Source organism: Nocardia sp. NPDC004722, assembly GCF_053601505.1.
This window is the reverse complement of record NZ_JBSGBY010000148.1, coordinates 1-15,079: the sequence shown is the minus strand read 5'-3', so window position 1 is coordinate 15,079 and position 15,079 is coordinate 1. Positions and strand designations below refer to the sequence as shown.

10 protein-coding genes and 1 pseudogene are annotated in these 15,079 nt (G+C 66.1%); 6 read left to right on the top strand and 5 right to left on the bottom strand.

Features of this window, described 5'->3' with window-relative positions; all coding sequences use genetic code 11:
* Both ACWELQ_RS16955 and ACWELQ_RS16950 read right to left on the bottom strand, forming a co-directional pair.
* Nucleotides 1-314: pseudogene (locus ACWELQ_RS16955) on the bottom strand (ABC transporter permease); the annotation flags it as partial.
* Nucleotides 311-1,897: an ABC transporter substrate-binding protein gene (locus ACWELQ_RS16950; RefSeq protein ID WP_452397980.1), complete on the bottom strand. Its 1,587-nt coding sequence runs from the start codon at nt 1,895-1,897 to the stop codon at nt 311-313. The pseudogene ACWELQ_RS16955 and the gene ACWELQ_RS16950, both read right to left, overlap by 4 nt.
* 136 nt (nt 1,898-2,033) lie before the next feature.
* Between ACWELQ_RS16950 and ACWELQ_RS16945 the strand changes: the two genes are divergently transcribed.
* Nucleotides 2,034-4,346, top strand: a complete 2,313-nt coding sequence (locus ACWELQ_RS16945) for an arylsulfatase (RefSeq protein WP_452397979.1) — start codon at nt 2,034-2,036, stop codon at nt 4,344-4,346.
* A gap of 337 nt (nt 4,347-4,683) precedes the next feature.
* Here ACWELQ_RS16945 and ACWELQ_RS16940 read toward each other — a convergent pair whose 3' ends face one another.
* Nucleotides 4,684-6,177, bottom strand: coding sequence for a DUF222 domain-containing protein (locus tag ACWELQ_RS16940; protein ID WP_452397978.1), 1,494 nt, complete (start codon nt 6,175-6,177; stop codon nt 4,684-4,686).
* A gap of 232 nt (nt 6,178-6,409) precedes the next feature.
* Here ACWELQ_RS16940 and ACWELQ_RS16935 point away from each other — a divergent pair, with 232 nt between their 5' ends.
* A complete protein-coding gene (locus tag ACWELQ_RS16935; protein WP_452397977.1) occupies nt 6,410-6,934 on the top strand; it encodes a hypothetical protein in 525 nt (174 codons plus the stop codon).
* Here the strand turns inward: ACWELQ_RS16935 and ACWELQ_RS16930 are convergent.
* A complete protein-coding gene (locus ACWELQ_RS16930) occupies nt 6,918-7,361 on the bottom strand; it encodes a YdeI/OmpD-associated family protein (RefSeq protein WP_452397976.1) in 444 nt (147 codons plus the stop codon). The genes ACWELQ_RS16935 and ACWELQ_RS16930 overlap by 17 nt on opposite strands.
* Before the next feature lie 323 nt (nt 7,362-7,684).
* Here ACWELQ_RS16930 and ACWELQ_RS16925 point away from each other — a divergent pair, with 323 nt between their 5' ends.
* The 4 genes from ACWELQ_RS16925 to narI are packed head-to-tail and all read left to right on the top strand — an operon-like array spanning nt 7,685 to nt 14,551.
* A complete protein-coding gene (locus ACWELQ_RS16925) occupies nt 7,685-11,431 on the top strand; it encodes a nitrate reductase subunit alpha (RefSeq protein ID WP_452397975.1) in 3,747 nt (1,248 codons plus the stop codon).
* Nucleotides 11,432-11,442: 11 nt separating this feature from the next.
* On the top strand, nt 11,443-13,143 hold the full coding sequence (gene narH / locus ACWELQ_RS16920) for a nitrate reductase subunit beta (protein WP_452397981.1): 1,701 nt from the start codon (nt 11,443-11,445) through the stop codon (nt 13,141-13,143).
* Complete coding sequence (narJ, locus tag ACWELQ_RS16915) at nt 13,140-13,820, top strand: nitrate reductase molybdenum cofactor assembly chaperone (protein ID WP_452397974.1); 681 nt, start codon at nt 13,140-13,142, stop codon at nt 13,818-13,820. The genes narH and narJ overlap by 4 nt, the downstream gene beginning before the upstream one ends.
* Nucleotides 13,817-14,551: a respiratory nitrate reductase subunit gamma gene (gene narI / locus ACWELQ_RS16910; protein WP_452397973.1), complete on the top strand. Its 735-nt coding sequence runs from the start codon at nt 13,817-13,819 to the stop codon at nt 14,549-14,551. Before narJ ends, narI begins: the two co-directional genes overlap by 4 nt.
* A 2-nt stretch (nt 14,552-14,553) precedes the next feature.
* On the opposite strand, the gene ACWELQ_RS16905 is transcribed toward narI, so the two are convergent.
* The coding region (locus ACWELQ_RS16905; RefSeq protein WP_452397972.1) for a hypothetical protein at nt 14,554-15,079 on the bottom strand (526 nt) is incomplete at its 5' end.

Genomic DNA, 15,079 nt, shown 5'->3' with positions numbered 1-15,079 from the left:
GCGGCGGCGGCCAGGATCAGCGTGTTGGACAGGCCCCGGCCGATCAGGTCGGCGATCTGGCCGCCGATGATGTAGGAGCGACCCAGGTCACCGGTGAACACACCGTGCAGCCAGGACAGGTACTGCGCCGGTATCGACCGATCCAGTCCGAGCTGATGGCGAATGGCCGCAATGGTTTCCGGAGTGGCGTCCGGCCCGGCCAGGGTGGTCGCCGGATCACCGGGGACCAGCCGCAGCAGCAGGAAGATCAGCACCGACGCGCCGAACAGCACCGCGATCGCGGACGGCACCCGGCGCAGCAGGTAGGCGGTCATGCCAGGAACGCCTCGGTGAACACATGCTCGCGGCGCTTGGTCCAGTTGAAGCCGTGCAGCTTCCGGCTGGCGGCGTCCTGCGGGTAGTGCACGCCGATCTCGATCAGGAACAGGCTGTCGAGCAGTTGATCGCTGAGCGCCTGATAGGCGCGGGTGGCGTCCGCGCCGGTGGCCTGCGGCAGCTGCCAGGCCGTTTCGGCGGCCTTGATGTAGTCGGCCGACTCGTAGTGCGAGGCGTTCTTGCGGGCGTTGAACGGATAGGCGCTCACGGTCAGCGTGGACGGCACGAACTGCGCCCAGGAGTGGTCGGTGATCCACAGACCCGGGAACTGCGCGGAGATGAGCTGTTTGACGAAGGTGGCGTTCTCGGTGGGGACCAGTTCCACCTCGATGCCGATCTCGGCGAGGTTGGCCTGCACGATCTGGGCGGTGTTCTCGAAAACCGAGTACGAGGAGTTGTAGGCCAGCGGCAGCTTCGCCGGTTTGGGCAGCGCGGCCAGAATCTGCTTGGCCTTGGCGGCGTCTCGTGCGTAGCGGGTGTTGCGGGAGTCGTCGAAGGCGGGAGAGCTCTTGGGCCACGGCAGGTTCAGCGGGTAGCCCGCACCGCGGAAGACCTCCTTGATGATGCGGTCGCGGTCGATCGCGTAGGCGATGGCCTGGCGCACCCGGACATCGGCCAGCGAGGGATCCTGGACGTTCACGCCCACATAGACCTGGAGTTCGGCACCCTCGAAGGCGATGACCTGGTAGCCGTCGACCTTCGCGAGGTTCTCGTTGTCGCGGTAGGTGATGCCGTCGGCGAGGTGGATCTGCCCGGTCTTGAGCGCGTTGAGCTGTGCCTGATTGTCGGAGATGACGGTGAACTCGACGCGGTCCAGATACGGGCGGTCCGGGATCCGGTAGTCGGGATTCCGCTCGAAGACCAACTGCTGGTTGGGGATTCGCGAGACGAAGCGGAACGGTCCGGTGCCGACGAGCTTGTCGCCGGTGGCCAGTGCGTCGATGGATTCGCTGTCCAGGATGGGGACGGTGTCCAGCAAATCGAAGAGGTTGCTGAGCGGGTGATCCAGCGTCAGCGTCACCTTGTGCGGATCGCTGGTGTCGAAACCAGTGACCGCGGCCGCGGTGCTCTTGAGCTGGGCCGACCACTTCGGGTCGGCGTAGGTGCGCAGCGAGAACTCGACGTCCTTGGAGGTGAACGCCCGTCCGCTGTGGAACTTCACGTCGTCACGCAGATCCAAGGTGACGGACTTGCCGTCGGGTGCGACCGTCCAGCTCTTGGCCAGCAGCGGCTGCGGCTCCAGCTTGTCGTGGGGGTAGCGCACCAGCGACTCGAAGACCAGCCCGACCACATACGGTGTCGTGCCGGTATTGGTGAGCAGGTTGGCGGGCACGATATCCACCAGCACCCCGTACTTCAGGGTCCCGCCGCGCACGGGTTGCGCATTGTCGTCACCGCCACGCTGCTGACTCACCGCGGACGTGCAGGCGGCCAGCGCCCCGCCCCCGAGGATCGCCAGCGCGGCGACGGCGGAACTGCGCAGGAAAAAGCGGCGGTCATGACCGCCGGGGGACGAATTCATCTGAAAAACCTCGAGTGTGGACCGGGCCTTGATCGTGTGCGGCGACGCTATCGGCCGGTACATGATGGATCACCGGTTGCACGCAGCCAGAGTGAAACCCTGGCCGCGAATGGGGCCCGGCACCTTTGCTGTGAACATGTCAGTCCCCGACAATGCACGTGGTTATGAGAACTTCCCCGGCGAAATCGGCCGTACTACTGCCGATTCCACGCCCGATTGGCTGTATCCGCCGACCGCGCCCGCCGGTGCGCCCAATGTCATCGTCGTGCTGGTCGACGATATGGGTTTCAGCGATATCGGCCCGTTCGGCTCCGAGATCGAGACGCCGACCCTGGATCGCCTGGCTGCCAATGGATTGCGGCTCACCAACTTTCACACCACGCCCCTGTGCTCGCCGTCGCGCGCCGCGCTGCTGACGGGCGTCAATTCCCACCGGGCCGGATTCGGGTTCGTCGCCAATGCCGATCCCGGCTACCCCGGTCTGCGCCTGGAACTGGCGGATGACGTGCTGACGCTGCCGGAAATCCTGCGCGCCAACGGATATGCGACCTACGCCGTCGGTAAATGGCATCTGGTCCGCGATGCCACGCTGCATCCGGCCGCGCCCCGCGATTCCTGGCCGACCCAGCGCGGTTTCGATCGGTATTACGGGTCGCTGGAGGGCTTGAACTCCTTCTACCACCCGAATCAACTGGTCTCGGACAGCTCGCCGGTGAATGTCGAGGAATACCCGGAGGACTATTACCTCACCGACGACTACACCGATCGCGCGATCGGCTATCTGAAGGAACTGCGCGCCCACGACGCGACCAAGCCGTTCTTCCTGTACTTCGCGCACACCGCCATGCACGGGCCGTTGCAGGCCAAGCCGGCCGATCAGGCCAAGTACCGGGGTCGCTATCGCGAGGGCTGGGATCGGTTGCGCCAGAGCCGATTCGCCGAGCAGATCGCCCAGGGCCTCTTCCCCGAGGGAACGCAACAGAAGCCGCGCAACACCGAGCCGGGTTACGAAGCGCAGGAATGGGATTCGCTGACCGACGAGCAGCGATCACGCTTCGAGCGGTACATGGAGGTGTACGCGGGCATGGTCGACAGCATCGACCAGAGCCTGGGGCGAATCGTCGACACCCTGGAACAGTTCGGGGAGCTCGACAACACCATCATCGTCTTCACCTCCGACAACGGCGGCACCGCCGAGGGCGGGCCGGAGGGGACCCGGACCTACTTCGCCCAGTTCGCGCAGGTCGACGAGCCGGACTGGGAACGCGATGTGCCGCACGACGACTCGCTGATCGGCACCGCCAAGCTCGGTGTGCACTACCCGCGTGGCTGGGGGCAGGCGTCGAACACGCCGTTCCGGTTCTACAAGGGCCAGACCTTCGCGGGCGGGGTGCGGGTGCCGTTCGTCCTGTCCTGGCCGCAGGGTCTGCCGCGCACCGACAGGGATTCGGGGGTCCGCCAGGAGTACGTCTACATCACCGATCTCGCGCCGACGCTGCTCGAACTGATCGGCCTGGAGCGGCCGACGGTACGTAATGGCCTGCCCGCCAAGGAATTCGACGGGGTCTCGGCCGCGCAGGTGCTGCGGGATTCGGCCGCGGTCTCCGAGCACGTCGAGCAGTACTCCGAGATGACCGGGCATCGCGGTTTCTACCGCGACGGCTGGAAGCTCCTGGCGCTGTACGAGCCCGAACGCGGCATCGACAACCCCCGCTGGCAGCTCTTCGACGTCCGCACCGACCCCACCGAACTCCACGATCTGTCCGAGCAGCTGCCCGACAAGGTCGCCGAACTCTCCGCCGCCTGGGACGAAGCCGGCTGGCACAATACGGTTTTCCCGCTCGTCACCCGCCAGGATCTGGCGCAGCGACGTCCGGAGGAGTCCCGGCTCAGTGACCCGGTCCGCATTCTGCCCGGCACCCCGACTCTGGAGCGCTACCGCTCCCAGCGTCTGATCGCCTACCGGGACTTCACCATTGCCGTGGATCTCGACGGCTACCAGTCCGGCGACGAAGGTGTTCTCGTCGCACACGGCGATCCGTTGGGTGGCTATCTGTTGTACGTCGAGGACGGGCATCTGATCTTCGGCTACAACGCTTATGGGCGGTACGTGACTGTCGACGCCGGTGAAATTCCTTCCGGTAGTCGCCTCTTCACCGTCTCCGCTACCGTGCAGCCGCATCTGCGCTGGGACTTCGCCGTCGGCGTCGATGGTGTCGGTGTCGCAGAGCTTCCGGATCAAGTGCAGTTGGTTGGGATGTCTCCTTGGACCGGGATCTCTGTCGGGCTCGATGCTCGCGGGCCGGTTTCTTGGGATCTTCGTGATCGTCGGGGTGTGTTCCGGTACACCGGGGATCTGCGATCGGTGACCTATCGGCCTGGGGCCGTGGGGGTTTCCGAGGATGCGCAACGGGCGTTGGATTCGGAAGCCGAGCTTATCGCGGAGTAAGAGGCGGAAAGATAAAAGCGGAAAAGATAAAAGACGCCTGGAGGAGGAGTGAGAAGGTGGCTGGGGTGGGTTCGCCCATCGGCGGTCCCAGCCACCTCACCATCCGCGAAGTTCATCGTCTCTGTGGATTTGTCAAAGAGCCTCGAGACACCGAGGGAATCCGGATCTTTGGTTCTTGGGTCTTTGTCTCGAGAAGGTGATGCGTGCGGTCCGTGGGCCAGGATCGGCGGAAGGCGGCTCCCGACCCGGCGTCAGCCCAGGTCCGGTAGGGCAGGCGACGTGCCCACACTTCGTCGTTTGCCCTGCGCACACCCGAAACTGATGAACCGTCCGGGTTTCATGCTGCCCGTGATCCCCACTTCCGGCAGCTTGCGGCGGTGCTAGTGGCGACCTGCTCCCCAACGTGATGACGCTCGTTCACCCGCGCCGTGCCCGTCGGATCAAGACGCTTCGGGGCGATCCACCCACAGCGGCCCGCGAACTCCGAATCCTTACCCATGACCACCGTCTTCCAGCCATCGACCGAATCATTCACCAACGCGTGGCAGTGATCGCACGCCAGAGCAAGATTCGAAAGATCGGTCGGCCCGCCGTCGGCCCAGTCGGTGATGTGGTGCACCGCGCACATCGACGCGGGCGCATCACAACCCGGACGGGTGCAGCCCTTGTCCCGCGCGATCAGAGCGAGACGCTGACCGGGAGACGCGAGCCGTTTGCCGCGCCCCAGGAACAACGGGATTCCGTGCGGGTCAAGGACAGCCAGCACCGGGCGGGTGCCTGCGGCCATTTTCAAGGCTTCGTTGATGGAGACGTGCCCGCCGGTGGCGGTGGAGGCCAGGCCCGCACCGCGTTCGAGATCGGCGAGGCTCATGGTGAGGATGACTTGGGTCTTGAGGCCGCGATGCTGCCCGAAACCGGCCGCCGGAGAGGCGGATTCACTCACCCCGGCAGCATCGGCCGAATCGGTGGACTCAGCGGACTCGGTCGGGATGGCGGTGGTGTGGGTGTCGACGGCGGCAACGGGCTGCAGCAGCGCGAACAGGGCGTCGTGGGTGCGCTGACCGGCATCACGACGATCACGACGGGCAGCCTCCTCGAGCGTCTTGGAGTCGAATGCCTTCTCCGACAAGGCAAGCGGCTCGAGATCGTCGATGTTGCACATGCCCGGGCGGGCATACTTCGCCAGGAACGCATCCAGGTAGGCACGCAACTCCGGCGTCAGCCAGCCCTCGACCTTGGACATGCCATCCACACCAGCACGGCCGAGCGTGATGCCGCGACGACGGCGACGGTCGGCATCGGAGATCACCGTGCCCTCCGGATCCAGACGCGCGAGGATCTCGCGGCCCATCTTCGGCAGATCATCCGGCCAGCCGGTCACGCAATGCTCCACGAGCTGCTGCTCGATCTCCGCATACGCCTCCGGCGCGATATCACCAGGCAGATGGGTCATCACATCGACGACGTTGCGGACATGATCACGCGAAATAGCACCGGCCTCATAGGCTTCCGCCGTAGCGGACAGGCCCACCGGGCGCGGCGTGCCATCGATGGCAAGAAACTCGCCACACACCTCGGCGATCTTCACGCGCCCCGCGGCGTCGTAACGCGACAAGCCCAAGGTCTGGCGCAAAAACTCCTTCGGCGAACCAGCACCGGTGGACTGCGGCAGCCCACGCTCGGCGATCGCGATGACGAAAGCCGAATCCAACGCGGAGAGTTGACGCTTACAGGTTTCCAGCAAGCGCAACGCTTCCACCAAATCGGCGTCGCTCAATTCGATAAGGCCGTTGCCGTGGACGGAGTTCGAGAACTCCTGCACCGCGGTCACCAGTGCGGTGATGCCGCTGTTGTCGAGTGAATCCCCCTTCGAATGCATGTACCAATTCTACCGCCGAATTCAAACCCAGGGAACCCGAAATGTCCAGTATCCCAATCTAATTCAGAAAATCCCATTCCCACCGCAACCTCAATTGGACCCCACGCCAACCCCATTGTTATCGTTGCTCCCGCGTCATCCCGGGAGCACGTTTCCCGGGCGTTAGAAAATGGGGAGGATTCCAATGGATCTCAACGCAGACAAGCCGACCGCTCCACGAAAGTATGTGGCTCCCAGCAAGGCCGATACGCGCCGTAAGGCCGCCGCCCAGAGGGAGGAAGCCGACCGCCGCCGGGCCGAACGCCGGGCGCAGGCCGCCGAACAGCGGCAGCGGAACGAGATCGACGAATCCACGCCCCCGATGCCGAGCTCGGTCCGTGCGGCGCAGGTGATCTCGTTCCTCTTCGGCGGGATCGGATTGCTGATCGCCATCATCGCCGGGCTCGTCTCGGGAGGCGATCACGCCGCGTCCATCAGCGGCAGATTCGCCATCCCGATGGTTCTCGCGATACTGGCCTTCTGGTTCGGAAGCGCCGGCAACGGTCTCCGCGGCACGGTGGCCTTGCTCGCGACGCTCGAGATGTTCCGCTCACTGGGCAGCGTGGTGACGAAGCAGCCGCCCGGGATCTTCGGGGTTGTCGCCTGTCTCGCCATCATCTGCGCCTTGATCCAGGGCAGCGCGGCGGAGTGGTTCAAGCGTCCCCGGTGAGGGATTCGATGATCTTCGCGATGCGCCGCTCGCGGGTTTCGGGCTTCTTGGCGTCGGTGACGCCGGTGACCTGTTCGCGGCGGCGGGAGTAGGAGAGGCCGTCGAAGGCGTCGCGAACGCCCGCGGTGGTGAGGGCGGCGGCCAGGTCGTCGGGGACGGCGACAGTGCGTTCGGCGGTGTCGCGTTCCACGGTGACGGCCACCTGGTCGCCCGGGCCTTTGCCGAGTTCGGTGCGGATGGCCTTGAGCAGGCCGAGGCACGGGCCGGAGCCCATGTCGGCGATGGACCCTCGGTAGGGGATGCCGTCGAAAGTGGCCTGGACGGGGATGCGACCGCCGCCGCCGAGTGCCTCGATGATGCCCGGCGGAACGGGGATGTGCGCGCCGCCGCCTCGGGCGGGTTCGATGACCGCGTCGAATCGCTGCATGAATGCACCTTATAGCGATCTTTCAGCTACTCGAAGATGTGTTAACAAATATTAAGTAGGCGAGAACCGACCGTTTCGGAAGCATCACCGCGGCACCCCGAAAGCACCTCTCCGCCGCTGTATTTCCGTACAAAATTCACCGTTTCCCCAGGTCACCGTCGAGTGCGCCGGGTCCTGCCGCAACCCCGTGGTGACCGGAAGATTTCTTGGATCTCACAGCTCACAAACTTCCTTCGAGCATTGTGAGAGAACCGTTTTGATGCCTCCCCTGACGTCCTTACAGTCGAGCCGGCAGCCCGGTTTTCCAGCTCGAAGGGGGCGTTATGGCTATCTCGCATATCTCGCAGAACGGACACTCGTCCGCCGATGCGCTGCTTCGACTGGGGAAGTACTTCAACCGCGGTGAGGTCTCCGAGGATCTGCGCACCCTGCATCAGGTGGGCGGTCGCGAGGCGGACGAGTTCTACCGCGAGCGGTGGTCGCACGACAAGGTGGTGCGGTCCACGCACGGCGTGAACTGCACGGGCTCCTGCTCGTGGAAGATCTACGTCTCCGACGGCGTGATCACCTGGGAGTCCCAGCAGACCGACTATCCGAGCGTGGGCGCGGACAAGCCCGAGTACGAGCCGCGCGGCTGCCCGCGTGGCGCGTCGTTCTCCTGGTACACCTACTCCCCGGCCCGCATCCGCTACCCGTACGTGCGCGGCGCCCTGCTGGCGATGTATCGCGCCGCCAAGGAGCGGCTCAAGGATCCGGTGCTGGCATGGGAGTCCATCGTCGAGGACGCGGACCGGGCCACCGCCTACAAGTCCGCGCGCGGCAAGGGCGGGTTCGTGCGGGCGGAATGGTGGGAGGCCGCCGAGATCGCCGCCGCCGCACACGTTTACACGGTCAAGCGCTACGGCCCGGACCGGGTGGCGGGGTTCTCGCCGATCCCGGCCATGTCGATGGTGTCGCACGCGGTCGGCGCGCGGTTCATCTCGCTGATCGGCGGCTCGATGCTGTCGTTCTACGACTGGTACGCCGATCTGCCGGTCGCGTCCCCGCAGGTGTTCGGCGACCAGACCGACGTGCCCGAGTCCGCGGACTGGTTCGACGCCGGATACCTGATCATGTGGGGCTCCAACGTCCCGGTGACGCGAACACCGGACGCGCACTACATGACCGAGGCCCGCTACCGGGGCCAGAAGGTCGTGGTGGTCTCCCCCGACTACGCCGACAACACCAAGTTCGCCGACGAGTGGGTGCCCGCACGACCCGGCACGGACGCCGCGCTGGCCATGGCCATGGGTCACGTGGTGCTGCGAGAGTTCTTCGTGGACAAGCAGACCCCGTACTTCACCGACTACGTCAAGCGCTACACCGACCTGCCGTACCTGATCACGCTCGACGAGCACGAGGGCGGCTGGTCCACCGACGGCGAATACTCCGGCCACACCTTCACGCCCGGCAAGTTCCTCACCGGCGCCGATCTCGGCCACACCGGCGAGGGTGTCGAGCATCAGACGGTGCTGCTGGACGCGGACGGCGTTCCGCAGGTGCCCAACGGCTCGCTCGGCCACCGCTTCACCGAGGCGGGCAAGGGGCGCTGGAACCTGGATCTCGGGGACACCGATCCCCTGTTGACTCTGCACGGACGCACCGATGATGTTGCGGCCGTGCAGTTTCCCCGCTTCGACGGGCCCGCGGCGGCCGAGGACGGCGGTTCCCCCGTCCTCACTCGCGGCGTGCCGACCACCGTCATCGCGGGGCGTCGGGTGACGACGGTGTTCGATCTCCTGCTGGCGCAGTACGGAGTGGCCCGGTCCGGCTTGCCCGGCAGCTGGCCGACCGGCTACGACGATGCGACCCAGCCGTACACGCCCGCCTGGCAGGAATCGATCACCGGCGTCCCCGCCGTCCAGGCCGAACGCATCGGCCGCGAATTCGCCGACAACGCGGAGAAGTCCAAGGGCCGCTCCATGATTCTCATGGGCGCGGGCACCAATCACTGGTTCCATTCGGATCAGATCTACCGCAGCTTCTTCACCCTGACGCTGCTCACCGGCTGCCAGGGCGTCAACGGCGGCGGGTGGGCGCATTACGTGGGCCAGGAGAAGTGCCGACCCGTGACCGGTTGGGCCACACTGGCTTTCGCCTCCGACTGGCAGCGGCCGCCGCGGCAGATGCAGGGCACCGTGTTCTGGTACCTGACCAACAACCAGTGGCGCTACGACCCGTTCACCAGCGAGACCTTCGCTTCACCGCTGGCCAAGGGACAGTTCGCGGGGCGAACCGCCGCCGACAACATCGCTCTCGCTTCCCGTTTGGGCTGGATGCCCTCGTATCCGACGCTCAACCGCAACCCGCTGGATCTCGTCGACGAGGCCGAGCAGGCGGGTCGGCCGGTCGCGGATTACGTTGTCGACGGTCTGAAGTCGGGTGAGCTGCGCTTCGCCTGCGAGGATCCCGACGCCCCCGAGAACTTCCCGCGCGTGCTGACCGTGTGGCGCGCCAACCTGCTCGGCTCCTCCGGCAAGGGCAACGAGTACTTCCACAAGCACCTCCTCGGCGCGGACTCCAACCTGCAGACCGGGGAGACCACCGGCATCCGCCCGCAGGAACTGGAATGGCGTGACGAGGCCGCGACCGGGAAGCTGGATCTGCTGCTGTCGCTGGACTTCCGCATGACCTCCACGACGCTGTTCTCCGACATCGTGTTCCCCGCCGCTACCTGGTACGAGAAGCACGATCTGTCCTCCACCGATATGCACCCGTTCGTGCACGCCTTCACCCCGGCCATCTCCCCGCCGTGGGAGGCCAAGACCGATTTCGACGCCTTCCACCGCATCGCGCGCGGCTTCTCCTGGCTGGCCGAGAAGCATCTGGGTGTGCGCAAGGATGTGGTGGCGGTCCCGTTGCAGCACGACACCGCGGACGCGCTCGCGCAGGTCGGTGGCAGGGTGCTGGACTGGAAACACGGTGAGTGCGAGCCGATTCCGGGCGTCACGATGCCGAAACTCGTGGTGGTCGAACGTGACTACCCGAATGTCGCGCAGAAGATGGCGGCGCTGGGACCGCTGGTCGAGACGCTGGGCGTGACCACCAAGGGCGTCACCACGCTGCCCGATCAAGAGGTGGACTACCTGCGCGGCGTCAACGGCACCGTGGTTTCCGGTGTCGCGCAGGGCCGTCCGTCGCTGGCCAAGGACACACACGCGGCGGAGGCGATTCTCGCCTTGTCTGGTACGACGAACGGCCGGCTCGCGGTGGAAGGGTTCCATGCGCTCGAGAAGCGCACCGGAACCGAGCTGGCCGATCTGGCGGCCGAGCACGAGGGGAAGCGAATCACCTTCGCCGACACCCAGGCTCGGCCGGTCCCGGTGATCACCTCACCGGAATGGTCCGGCAGTGAGACCGGTGGCCGCCGCTACTCCCCCTTCACCATCAATGTCGAGCGCAACAAGCCCTGGCACACGCTGACCGGCCGCCAGCACTTCTACCTCGACCACGACTGGATGATGGAACTCGGTGAGCAGCTGCCGATCTACCGGCCGCCGTTGGATATGACCGCGTTGTTCAGTGAGCCCGGCATCGGCAAGGTCGGTGACAACGGGGTCACCGTCCGCTACCTGACGCCGCACTCGAAGTGGTCGATCCACTCCGCCTATCAGGACAACCTGCACATGCTGACGCTGTCGCGCGGCGGGCAGGCGATCTGGATGTCGGACAGGGATGCCGCGAAAATCGATGTCGCCGACAATGATTGGATCGAGGCGATCAACCGCAACGGGATCGTGGTGGCGCGCGCGATCGTCTCGCACCGCATGCCCGAGGGCACGGTGTTCATGTACCACGCCCAGGACCGCGCGGTGAACGTGCCACGCATCGAAGGCGCGGCGGACACCAAGGTGGGCAAGGGTAAACGCGGCGGCATCCACAATGCGCTGACCCGCATCATGATCAAGCCGTCGCATCTCATCGGCGGATACGCGCAGCAGTCCTTCGCCCTGAACTATCACGGCCCCACCGGAAATCAGCGCGATGAGGTCACGACCATTCGCAAGCGCTCGCAGGAAGTTGAGTACTGATCATGCGTGTTATGGCACAGCTGGCCATGGTCATGAACCTGGACAAATGCATCGGCTGCCACACCTGCAGCGTCACCTGCAAGCAGGCGTGGACCAATCGCTCGGGCACCGAGTACGTGTGGTTCAACAATGTGGAAACCCGTCCGGGACAAGGGTATCCGCACCGGTACGAGGACCAGGAGAAGTGGAAGGGCGGCTGGACCCTCGACAAGAAGGGCCGGTTGACCCTGAAATCCGGGTCGCGGTTGAAGCGGCTGCTCACCATCTTCGCCAACCCGGATCTGCCCACGGTGTCGGACTACTACGACCCGTGGAGCTACGACTACGACACGCTGCTGTCGGCTCCGCAGATGGACACCACCCCGGTGGCCCGGCCCAAGTCGTTGATCACCGGTGAGGACACCAAGGTCACCTGGGGCGCGAACTGGGACGACTCGCTGGGCTCGGGCCCCGAGCAGGTCGGTAAGGACCCGCTGCTGGCCAAGCTCTCCGAGCAGGTCAAGCTCGAGTTCGAAGAGACCTTCATGTTCTACCTGCCGCGCATCTGCGAGCACTGCCTCAATCCCTCGTGCGCGGCCTCGTGCCCTTCGGGCGCGATCTACAAGCGTGCCGAGGACGGCATCGTGCTGGTGGACCAGGATAAATGCCGGGGCTGGCGGCAGTGCGTGACCGGCTGCCCGTACAAGAAGATCTACTTCAACCACAAGACGGGCAAGGCGGAGAAGTGCACGTTCTGCTACCCGCGGGTGGAGGTCGGCATGCCGACGGTCTGCTCGGAGACCTGCGTCGGGCGGCTGCGCTACATCGGCGTCATGCTCTACGACGCCGACAAGGTCCTGGAGGCCGCGTCGGTCACCGACGACAAGGACCTCTACCCGTCACAGCTGGGCGTGTTCCTCAACCCGCACGACCCGCGCGTGGTCGCCGCGGCCGAGGCCGCCGGGATCTCGCCGGAATGGATTGCCGCCGCGCAGGATTCGCCGGTCTACAAGCTGATCGTCGACTACCAGATCGCGTTGCCGCTGCATCCGGAATACCGCACCATGCCGATGGTCTGGTACGTGCCGCCGCTATCCCCGGTCGTCGACACCCTCACCCAGACCGGGCACGACGGGGAGAACCACAACAACCTCTTCGGCGCGATCGACGCCCTGCGAATCCCGTTGGAGTACCTGGCCGAACTGTTCACCGCCGGTGAGATCGGCCCGGTGCGCGCCGCGCTGCAACGCCTGGCGGGCATGCGCTCGTTCATGCGCTCGATCAACCTCGGCCAGGAACCCGACCTGTCCATCCCGGACGCCGTCGGGCTCGAGCCCGAGGAAATCGAGGCCATGTACCGGCTGCTGGCCATCGCCAAGTACGAACACCGGTATGTGATCCCCTCCGGCGCGACTTCCCGTGCTCACGAACTGGATTCGCTCGCCACCGGCTGCGCCCTGGACACCGACGGCGGCCCCGGCATGACCGCCTTCGACTACATGGCCGAGAAGTTCCACCTCACCGACACGAATGGTGCCGCCGCGCCGGACCAGAAGAGCAACCGCATCAACCTGCTCAACTGGGACGGCAAGAGCACCAGCGGGCTGGTGCCCACTTCCACCAACGGCAACGGCGCCGCTGGCAATGGCAACGGAGCCAACGGAAATGGGCATCACGCCAGCGCGCCCGGCACCGACTCGATCGAGCACGAACCGACCGGGGCGGCACGATGAGCCTGCTGAAGCTGCGGCGGCGGCCCGAACCGGCCGTGGCCATGACCGAGCGGGACCGCCGGCTGGTGTGGCGGCTGGGCGCGCTGCTGCTCGACTATCCGGGTGCGCAGACGCTGGGCATGCTGGACGAACTCACTGCCGCCACAGCGGAATTGCCGGAGGCGGTGCGTGCGCTGCTGGCCGAACTCCTCGACCACCTGCGCGCCGGTGACCCGATCGCGCTCGCGCAGGAGTATGTCGAGACCTTCGACATGCGTCGCCGCGCCAGCATGCACCTGACCTACTACGCCTACGGCGATACCCGCAAACGCGGGATGGCGCTGCTGCGCTTCAAGCACGCCTACCGCCACGCCGGGGTGGAACTCGGCGACGAGGAACTGCCCGACCATCTGCCCGTGCTGCTGGAATTCGCCGCCACCGTGGATCCCGTCGGCGGCGAACGGCTGCTGGGCGAACACGTCCCGGTACTGGAACTGCTGCGACTGTCTCTGTCCGACAGCGGATCTCCCTATGCCGGGGTGCTGGCGTCGGTGGTGGCGACCCTGCCACCGGTCACCACCGCCGACCGTCGGCGCATCGCCGAACTCGCCGCCGAAGGTCCCCCGGAAGAGGAGGTCGGCCTCGACCCCTTCGCCATGGACCCGATCGCCTTCACCGGACAGGAGGCCCGCCGATGAGCTCCGCGCTCTGGCTGATGCTGCCCTACATCGCCTTCACCTCCTTCGCGCTCGGTCACCTGTGGCGCTACCGCACCGACCAATTCGGCTGGACCACACGGTCTTCCCAGATCTACGAGTCGCGGCTGCTGCGGCTGGGCAGCCCGTTGTTCCATTTCGGCATGCTCGGCGTGATCGGCGGGCATGTGCTCGGCGTGCTCATCCCGCAGTCCTGGACCGAGGCGGTCGGCGTCTCCGAGGAGACCTACCACGTGGTGGCGGTCAGCGCTGGATCCGTTGCGGGACTGGCGGTCATCGCCGGAATCGGCATTCTGATCTACCGTCGCATCAAGTTCACCGCCGTACGCCAGGCCACCACCGCCAATGACAAGGTCATGTACGTGCTGCTGGCCGCGGCCCTGATCACCGGCCTGCTCAATACCTGGGGCAGCAATCTGCTGTGGGGCACCTACAACTACCGCGACACCGTCTCACCGTGGTTCCGCAGCCTGTTCACCCTGCACCCGCACCCCGACCTCATGGTCGGCACGCCCTGGACCTTCCAGGTGCACGGCCTGATCGTGTTGTCGCTCATCGGGTTCTGGCCCTACACGCGGCTGGTCCACATGTTCTCCGCCCCCGTCGGCTATCTGGTCCGGCCGTACGTGGTCTACCGGGCGAAACCGAGAAAGTCCGCCGACAAGACCCGCTACGCCCGCGCCTGGGAGACCCCCGCGATTCCGCGTCGCTGAGCTCAGCCCGCGACGCAGCGGACGCCCTCGACGTCATCGACGATGTCGCCGCGCAGGACCGCGATGGCCTCCTGGATGGCGGCGGTTGGGTTGTCCTGTGCCAGTAGCTCTTCGAGGTAGGCATCGGGTTCGAGTAGGCGCAGCGCGCGGCGGGCCAAGGCGTGGACGCGTCGGGGCAGTTCGGCCCTGACGGTCTCGATGTCGCCGGGCCGGATGTGGCCGGGCTGATAGGGGTCCAGGCGCAGCGTCCACAGGTGGGCGGGGTCCTCGGGCAGGCCCTCGCCGGACAGCAGGCCGGGACCGGTGGCGGCCTCGAGCGCCAGGGGCGAGAGGCCGAGTCGATCATTGCGGAGATTGTGGAACTCCCACCACGCGATGGGGGTCGCCCAGCAGCCCAGACCGAAGGCGAGCACCTGCTGACCGCCGGTGAAGGTGCGGTAGACGCGGGTCCGGGTCACCGTGGCCACGCCCTCTGACTGCACCCGGACCCAGGTGGGCTCGGCCCCCTCAAACCCGTACGGCTGCAGC

Bases quoted from the DNA above. Each gene is read 5' to 3' on its own strand.
- ACWELQ_RS16945 (WP_452397979.1), top strand. From the start codon at position 2,034: ATGTCAGTCCCCGACAATGCACGTGGTTATGAGAACTTCCCCGGCGAA.
- narJ (WP_452397974.1), top strand. From the start codon at position 13,140: ATGAGCCTGCTGAAGCTGCGGCGGCGGCCCGAACCGGCCGTGGCCATG.
- ACWELQ_RS16935 (WP_452397977.1), top strand. From the start codon at position 6,410: ATGGATCTCAACGCAGACAAGCCGACCGCTCCACGAAAGTATGTGGCT.
- ACWELQ_RS16930 (WP_452397976.1), bottom strand. From the start codon at position 7,361: ATGCAGCGATTCGACGCGGTCATCGAACCCGCCCGAGGCGGCGGCGCG.
- ACWELQ_RS16950 (WP_452397980.1), bottom strand. From the start codon at position 1,897: ATGAATTCGTCCCCCGGCGGTCATGACCGCCGCTTTTTCCTGCGCAGT.
- ACWELQ_RS16925 (WP_452397975.1), top strand. From the start codon at position 7,685: ATGGCTATCTCGCATATCTCGCAGAACGGACACTCGTCCGCCGATGCG.
- narH (WP_452397981.1), top strand. From the start codon at position 11,443: ATGGCACAGCTGGCCATGGTCATGAACCTGGACAAATGCATCGGCTGC.
- narI (WP_452397973.1), top strand. From the start codon at position 13,817: ATGAGCTCCGCGCTCTGGCTGATGCTGCCCTACATCGCCTTCACCTCC.